General features: G+C 47.8%; 7 protein-coding genes. 6 read left to right on the top strand and 1 reads right to left on the bottom strand.

From position 1 onward, the window contains the following. The 6 genes from CAG68_RS17790 to CAG68_RS17815 all read left to right on the top strand — a co-directional run. Window positions 1–1,143, top strand: a 1,143-nt coding sequence (locus CAG68_RS17790; RefSeq protein ID WP_161441450.1) for an aldehyde dehydrogenase family protein, incomplete at its 5' end; no start/stop codon positions are given. Window positions 1,144–1,212: 69 nt separating this feature from the next. Continuing rightward, window positions 1,213–2,202: a membrane dipeptidase gene (locus tag CAG68_RS17795; protein WP_053303711.1), complete on the top strand. Its 990-nt coding sequence runs from the start codon at window positions 1,213–1,215 to the stop codon at window positions 2,200–2,202. A 109-nt stretch (window positions 2,203–2,311) separates the two neighbouring features. After that, window positions 2,312–3,913 (top strand): BCCT family transporter, encoded by a 1,602-nt coding sequence (locus CAG68_RS17800; protein ID WP_161441451.1) that lies wholly within the window; start codon window positions 2,312–2,314, stop codon window positions 3,911–3,913. A 101-nt stretch (window positions 3,914–4,014) separates the two neighbouring features. Next, window positions 4,015–5,751, top strand: a complete 1,737-nt coding sequence (locus tag CAG68_RS17805) for a hypothetical protein (protein ID WP_054729385.1) — start codon at window positions 4,015–4,017, stop codon at window positions 5,749–5,751. Beyond that, entirely contained in the window at window positions 5,748–6,479 is a 732-nt protein-coding gene (locus CAG68_RS17810) for a DUF3726 domain-containing protein (RefSeq protein ID WP_161441452.1), read from the top strand. Before CAG68_RS17805 ends, CAG68_RS17810 begins: the two co-directional genes overlap by 4 nt. A 142-nt stretch (window positions 6,480–6,621) precedes the next feature. Continuing rightward, the gene (locus CAG68_RS17815) at window positions 6,622–6,999 is read left to right on the top strand and encodes a nuclear transport factor 2 family protein (RefSeq protein ID WP_031777276.1); all 378 of its coding nucleotides are present in this window, start codon (window positions 6,622–6,624) and stop codon (window positions 6,997–6,999) included. A gap of 82 nt (window positions 7,000–7,081) precedes the next feature. Here the strand turns inward: CAG68_RS17815 and CAG68_RS17820 are convergent, their stop codons facing one another. Further along, window positions 7,082–8,077, bottom strand: a complete 996-nt coding sequence (locus tag CAG68_RS17820; protein WP_161441453.1) for an ABC transporter substrate-binding protein — start codon at window positions 8,075–8,077, stop codon at window positions 7,082–7,084. Window positions 8,078–8,215 lie beyond the last annotated feature (138 nt).

Here is an 8,215-nt window from a genome sequence, read left to right on the forward strand (position 1 = left end):
GAGATATACCGTGCTGGCCAATTCTTCCAATACTTTGCTGCTGAGGTTCTGCGTCAAATTGGCGATAACGCTGCTTCCGTCCGTCCAGGTGTCTCCGTTGAAGTTACTCGTGAAGCCGTCGGCGTTATCGCCATTATCTCTCCTTGGAACTTTCCAACAGCAACAGCGGCTTGGAAAATCGCGCCAGCACTTGCGTTTGGCAACAGCGTCGTCTGGAAGCCTGCCAACCTAACCCCAGCAAGTGCCGTTGCGCTGACAGAGATTATCCATCGCCAAGGTTTACCTGCTGGCACGTTTAACCTCGTTTTGGGCAGCGGTTCGCAAGTCGGTAATACCCTTATCAATTCGAAGGATGTGAACGGCGTTAGCTTCACTGGTTCTGTGGACACTGGCCGCAAAGTTGCAGCGGCAACGGCACCAAATTTTGTGCGTTGTCAGCTAGAGATGGGTAGCAAAAATGCGCTCGTAGTGGCAGATGATGCAGACATTCAGATTGCTGTCGAAGCGACAATCGCAGGCTCATTCTCGGGTGCAGGTCAAAAGTGCACCGCGTCTTCTCGTCTTGTGGTTATGGACGGAATTCACGACGCGTATGTTGAAGCGCTAATCAAACGCATGAGTGAACTTAAAGTGGGTCACGCACTGGAAGAGGGCGTGTTCATGGGCCCAGTGGTTGATGGTAACCAATTGAATGCGAACTTTGAGTGGATCGAAAACGCACGCCAAGCGGGCGCAGAGCTGGCTTTTGGTGGTGAGCGTCTGAGCCTAGAGCATGACGGTTACTACATGTCACCAACCCTGTTCTTGAACACACAAAACAGCTGGGAAGTGAACCAAGACGAAGTCTTTGCACCAATGGCGAGCGTGATTCGCGTTTCTGATCTGGATGAGGCAATTGCAGTCGCGAACGATACGCGCTTTGGCCTGACAGGCGGCATTATCACGCAAAGCTTGCGCAATAGCGCGATCTTCAAACAGCAAGTCCAAACGGGCTGCGTCATGGTTAACTTGCCAACTGCGGGTACAGATTATCACGTTCCATTTGGTGGCCGTAAAGAATCTAGCTTTGGTCCTCGTGAGCAAGGTCAGTACGCCAAAGAGTTCTACACCGTAGTGAAAACCGCTTATCAGCGTCCTTACTAAGATCGGCAGGGTAACTGATGGTGTCAGTTACCCGCACTGAAAGGCTAAGAAATTGTTTAAGGAGTGGTTATGTACCAACAACGGATTGTGATTGACGGATTGCAGTACTGCAATTGGGATCGAGAGTATTTCCAAACGCTTAAGGCGAGTGGCATTACTGCCGTTCATGCCACCATCGTCTACCACGAAACTGCGCGCGAAACCTTAACGCGTTTTGCTGAGTGGAACTTGCGCTTCGAGCAAAATGCGGACCTCATCATGCCTATTTATTCAATGGCAGATGTAGAAAAAGCCAAAGCAGAAGGCAAAGTCGGCATCTTCTTCGGCGCGCAAAATTGCTCACCAATCGATGATGAAATTGGTCTGATTGAAGTGATGCGCCGCCAAGGTCTGCTGATCATGCAACTGACCTACAACAACCAAAGCTTACTGGCGACAGGTTGTTACGAACAAAACGATTCCGGCGTAACTCGCTTTGGTAAGCAAGCGATTGAAGAGATGAACCGAGTCGGGATGATCATTGATATGTCCCACAGTGCAGAGCGTTCAACGTTGGAAGCTATCGAGCTCTCTTCGCGTCCAATTTGTATCAGCCATGCTAACCCGACGTTTGCGCATGACGCACTGCGCAACAAGTCCAACACCGTGATCAAAGCACTGACGGAGCGCGGTGGTTTGATTGGATTCAGTTTATATCCGTTCCATTTACCAAATGGCAGCCAGTGCACGCTGGATGATTTCTGCCAGATGGTAGCGAAAACCGCAGACATGTTTGGCGTCGATCATTTAGGCATCGGTAGTGATTTGTGCCTAAATCAGCCGCAACAAGTGTTGGAGTGGATGCGCAACGGGCGTTGGTCAAAAGCGATGGATTACGGCGAAGGTTCAGCAAGTAACTCGGGATGGCCAGATGCGCTGCCATGGTTCTGCGGCAGCGCAGGGATGGAGAACATCTACAACGGATTAATGGGTCACGGATTCAGTGAATCTGAGGCTGGAAAAATATTGGGTGAAAACTGGTTCAACTTCCTTAAAGAAGGATTAGAGCCTATTTCATAGCATTCCCCAAAGTAGGAACCGCCTGCCCACATAATAACAATACGGCAGGCGTAAAACTCACATTTGTAGCCAGTCTTTGGCTGCTGCAAAGAACCTCTGGAGCCAGAGTATGTCTGATTTAACCAATAGCATGAAAGCTTCCACGATGAGCGTGTCATCGGGCAAGTCAAAAGCAAAACACAACACATCAACAACAGAAAGCACGACGGACAAATTAGGACTGAATAACCCGGCCTTTTGGTATAGCGGTGGTTTCATCGCGTTGTTCGTTGCTATTGCACTTTATGACGGCGAGCTGTTATCTACGATCGTTAACGCTGGCTTTGGCTGGGCAGTTCAGGTATTTGGTCCATACTGGCAGTTACTGCTGCTTCTCACTTTTCTTATTGGTCTTGGCTTGGCTGCAGGGCGAACAGGCAAGGTGATGTTGGGCGGGATTGCAAAACCAGAAATGGATTCTTTCCGCTGGATGGCGATTATTTTCTGTACCTTATTGGCTGGTGGTGGCGTTTTCTGGGCCGCGGCTGAGCCTATCGCGCATTATGTTAGCCCACCTCCTTTGTACGGCGCGCAAGATAACCCGCAGCAAGGTGCGGTGAATGCGTTGTCGCAATCCTTTATGCACTGGGGCTTTCTAGCTTGGGCGATTGTAGGTAGCTTAACTTCCATCGTGGTGATGCACCTACATTACGACAAAGGTTTACCACTAAAACCCCGTATTTTGCTTTACCCAGTCTTGGGCGAACGAGCACTTAAAGGCCAACTCGGTGCATTGATTGACGCATGCTGCATTATCGCGGTAGCCGCGGGCACCATTGGTCCAATTGGGTTTCTGGGCTTGCAGGTTAGCTACGCGTTAAATGCGTTGTTTGATATCCCTGATGGCTTTACCACTCAGCTTATCATCATCTTGTTTGCGATTGCGCTTTACACCTTGTCAGCACTCAGTGGATTAAGCCGAGGCATGCAACTGCTTAGTCGTTACAACGTGATTCTGGCAATGGCATTGATGGTTTACATCCTGTTTTTTGGTCCGACGAATTTTATCTTTAACGGATACATTCAAGGTGTAGGAAGCATGTTGGATAACTTTATCCCAATGGCGACTTATCGCGGTGACGAAGGTTGGCTAAGTTGGTGGACAGTATTTTTCTGGGGCTGGTTCCTGGGTTATGGTCCGATGATGGCAATCTTTATTGCGCGTATTTCCCGTGGTCGAACTATTCGCCAAGTTATTTCCACCATCAGTATTGTGGCTCCGTTAACCACCTGTTTTTGGTTCACGATTGTGGGCGGCTCAGGCCTTGCGTTTGAAATTGCTGAACCGGGTAGCGTGAGTGCGGCGTTCGAAGGCTTTAACCTGCCAGGTGCTTTGCTTGCAGTGACTCAGCAACTACCAATGCCAATGCTGACTTCAATTCTATTTCTGATTTTAACCACGATCTTCATCGTCACGACGGGCGACTCAATGACCTACACAATCAGTGTCGTGATCAGTGGTGAAACGGAGCCGAATGGGATCATCCGTACCTTCTGGGGAGTAATGATGGGTGTGACGGCATTGATCCTAATTTCCCTTGGCTCTGGCGGCATCTCTGCTCTGCAATCTTTCATTGTTATTACCGCGGTTCCGGTTTCGTTGATTCTGTTACCGTCACTTTGGAATGCGCCACAAATTGCAATCAAAATGGCGAAAGAGCAAGGGCTATAACAATTATCCAGTTCAAACAACGTGGAGCTTGTGCGGGTGTTTTCCTCCTGCATCCGCACAAACCCTAGTATTCTTACAATAACAAATAGGTGGTGAGCAAAATGGATGCACATCGTTCTACTTATACGGAAGCAACTATGCGCGATGCAGCGATTGTCATGGCAGCCGAAAGGCTTGGCGCAATGCACCAAAACCGAATTAGCTTTGTACGCAGTCTGATTCGTAATATGGCAAGCCAAAACTGGCAAGTAACCAAGCATGAGTGGCAGCTTTGTCCTCGTGGTTATGGTCATGTGATTTACAAATTGACCACGCCAGAGCACGTTTATCATTTGGTGGTATTCTGTGATGAAATTGCCGACGACGAGCGTAATGATCGCGTAATTGCTGAAAAGTGGGACGTCACATTTGCACTGGTTCAAGGCGATGTTGATGTTACTTTGTTGGAAAGATTGCGAGAAAATGTACCGCTGCAAGAAGCGGGACGTAATCCAAACAACGTACTTGTTCTTGCTCGCGCAAACAAAAGTGTGCGCGTGTTTGAGCACATTGTTAGCGCGCTTTCTCAAGGCGAGCAGCCTGAGCCGAAAGAGTTAGCGGAAGTGGGTTATATCCTGCGTACCACAGCTGTTTATGGTAACGGAAAGTTTGGTATCGCCGATTTCAAACTGTTAGAGAACAACTCAGATTTCAGCCAGTCTTTTAGTGCGCAAATGTGTGCCGTATATATGTTGCGTGAATTCAGCCTAGATTGGGTGCACTATCTGGCACTTCAACAAGGTGGCGACAACGCGGTGGCTTTGCATCGTGGCTTGCAGCGCTACCTTGGTGTCGGCAATGCGACTGGCTTAGGCATGGCTCCATACTTGATTAATCACCCGTGCATCGTTGACCAATGGATGACCTCTCGCGAACGTGCGGTAGCGCGAGTCTTTGCGATGCCATGTGAAGCTTCATTCCATGCTCCTTTGCAAGGATTACTACAAAAAGCACAGCGTCATTTAGAGCAAGTCATCACCATTAATGAACATCAAGACAGGCTCAATCATCAAGCGATATCAGACATCAAACAACTGCTATCAGAGCTAACAACGTTAATGGCATCACATCCGAATTGGGCGAGTTTGGTCGAGCATAAGAAAACAATGAGTGTGGAAGCCCAAGAAATCCTCACCTCTTGCTTGATCGAACTCTACCCATCTTTAGTGGATGAATTTGCTAGCCAAATGAATACGGATGAAACGTTATCTATTCCGGGCGGGAAAAAGATCCAAGATTTACTGGAAGTGTTGCAAAGCAAGTACCGCTGGGCGATTGATGCGGATTACTCACTGGCCGAGAACAATTATTGGTTCTGGTATCGTTCACAAGACAAAGAAGAGCCAAGGCTTGGTGTTCGTGGCGAGGAAGCAGGAGAAGAAAAAGAGCTGCCGCTTGATATCGGCAGACAAGTGAATCGCTTGTACCACGCTTTGCTTGGTTGTGATGAAGAAATGTCCGTAGCAGAGTTTCTGTTGCAAAATCCGACTTATCGTTCGATCACACGTCGCGTATGGACGCTAGGCAACCGTGCGATGGGGGATATTCAAATGAACGTGCTGCGTAAAGATGCGTTACCAATGCACTTACTGCGCTGTAAATTGGCGATCTTTGGTGCGACTAAGTTTGATCCGCGCTCGGATCGTTGGGTTCGAGTAACTTTCTTCCAAGGTGCGCCGTTGTTAGATGAAATTCACGATCCTAAACTGGCAGACACATGGATTTTCCCTAGCATGCCGCCGCGTGACGAAATTGCGCAAAGTGACAATCAAAAAATCAACGGAGGATTTGCATTATGATCGTCTCTCACAACGAATTGGTGGCCGCGGTTAATAAGGCATTTCTTGGCATGCGCCGTCACTGTGGTGAGGCGGACGTCATTGCGAACATGGTGGCGGACTTGCAAATGGTTGGCTTACATGGAGTTCGCCATTTTAATAACGCCAGTCTGTTTCTTGGGTTAGATTCAGACTGCGCCGTATCGGTGACCAACAGCACACCGTCAAGCATAGAGGTAGAACTGCACAACGGGAGTGTAGCGTGTCATTTACCCGCTGTGTTGGATTTCGCGCTCGAGAAAATGATCAACCGTAAGTCGATTACCATTACGTTGAAACAGTGTCATAACCGTTGGCTGGGTTTCAGTGAGTTGTTGAAGCTCTCTGCGAAAGGCATTGCGTGTCGAGCACAGTGGGTCAATGGCTCAAGTCCCAAGCGAACGCTTTATGTGTTGAACCGTGGACGAATCGCACCAGAAGTCTTTTTCTCGGATCAGTTTGATGTGCATGATACGGATTTGCATAGTATGGTTATCGAGCTCTCCGTGAACGATTTCGATATCGAGAAAAGTGCACAAGGGTATACCACCCACATTGAAGGTGATGAGTTAAGCCGTACGCAACAAGCTTCTTGGCAAAATGGTATCTTTGTCGAAGACCAAGAATGGGAAACACTGAAACAAACCGCAACCGCGTTGCTGGTGGAGAACAGTGAGCGTTCTATGCTCGGTGCTGGTGGTGTGGTTTAAGCTATGAAAGGCGATGATTCCAAGTAGAAGTGATGAAGGCTGCTGTTTAGCGGCCTTTTTTGTGCGCGATGTTCAGTCACTTCTGAAGTTCAAAGACTATGATTACCGTTATCCGCAAGATGGATCAACACAGGTAAGAAAAATGGATCTGCAAGAGAATAAAAGAAATGCCATTGCGTTTTACGAAACCGCCTATCGAGGTAACCCAAGAAAGGCAGTTGAAGACTACGTAGGTGATGAGTACATCCAGCACAATCCATTAGTTGGAAATGGCCCCGAGGCTTTTATCGAGTATTTTGAGCGGATGCAAAATGAGTATCCCGATAAAGATATTACGTTTGTGCGAGCCATTGCTGAAGGGAATTTGGTGGCACTACACACTCACCAAACATGGCCTAATGATATTGAATACGTGACGATGGATTTCTTTCGTTTTGATCACAATGGGAAGATCGTTGAACATTGGGACGCTCTGCAAGAGATACCCAAAGAAACATTGAATGGTCACACCATGTATTAACGAGTCGTTGACGAGTCTCCCATGCCGTTTATTCAAACGGCATGGGAGGTTAAATGATTTGTGGCACTTTAAGTATTAATCATCAAAGCGCTTTTTCGATTCTCACCGCGACGTCTTCAGATACCCAGCCTTTCCACAAGTCAGGGTAGGTATTAAAGAAGTAAAACATCGCTTCTTCACCGTCCGCGTAGTTATCTTCCATCCAGGCCAGCATTTCACTCATTTGCTCGTTGGTAAATCCGCGTTTCTGCAAGTACGCGAATGCTTGGGGTTCTTTGCTCGCAAACGCCTCAGTTGTTACTGTGCGAACTGGAGAAGGTGGGTACATTGTTACTTTTGGTGAAGCGCAATCAGGCTGAGTGGTACAGTTGCGATACTCTTCCAAATCTGTTCCGCTACCAAAATCCACTTTGACCATATCATACTTGCCCAATACGGGTGTTGGTGACCAGTAGTAACCAAACCAAGGCATTTTGCGATCATAGGCTTTGGCGATGGTACCAGCTAGTGCAGCGCCAGAGCCTGGGTCAACCATCTCAAAGCCGTGCTCACTTAACCCTAATGCATTAAACAAGTGACCGGAGGTGATTTGGCATGTCCAACCAGCAGGGCAGCTATAGAACGCGAACTTGTCATCATCTTCTGGGTGTTCAAATAGTTTGGCGTGCTTGATGACGCCTTCTATCGTCGCGAGCTCTGGATACTGTTTTACCAGATAGGCGGGAACCCAAAACCCTTCTTCACCGCCATTGACAAGCGATTCACCAGCGATACGCAAGCGTTTATCCGCAATCCCTTTATCAAGTGCTTCTTTAATGCCGTTTGTCCATAACTCTGGCGCAACGTCAGGTTGCCCCTTTTCAATCATAGAGGTGCCTGTAGGAACGCTATCACCAGGGATCAATTCCGCATCACACTGGTAGCCTTCATTTAAGACAAATTGGTCGATGTGCGCCATTAAGCTGGCCGAATTCCAATTCATGTCTGCGATGGTTATTTTTCCGCATTCGTCCGCATTTGCATGAGTAGATAATGCTGATACCAGCAGAACAGAGAGCATTGAAGGTGTCGTCTTCATGTGACTGAATTTCCTTGTCGTTGTCATTTACTTCAGTATATACATCGGTTTATAAAGATTCAGTGAACAAGTTTTTTTCAGTGACGTTAAGCATAAAAACGGCGATTTATGAAGCGTTTAGTCAGAGTGGTTGAAAGG

Origin of the sequence: Vibrio sp. V42_P2S4T144, assembly GCF_009904715.1 — a bacterium.
In the GTDB taxonomy this organism is placed as follows: Bacteria; Pseudomonadota; Gammaproteobacteria; order Enterobacterales; family Vibrionaceae; genus Vibrio; species Vibrio alginolyticus.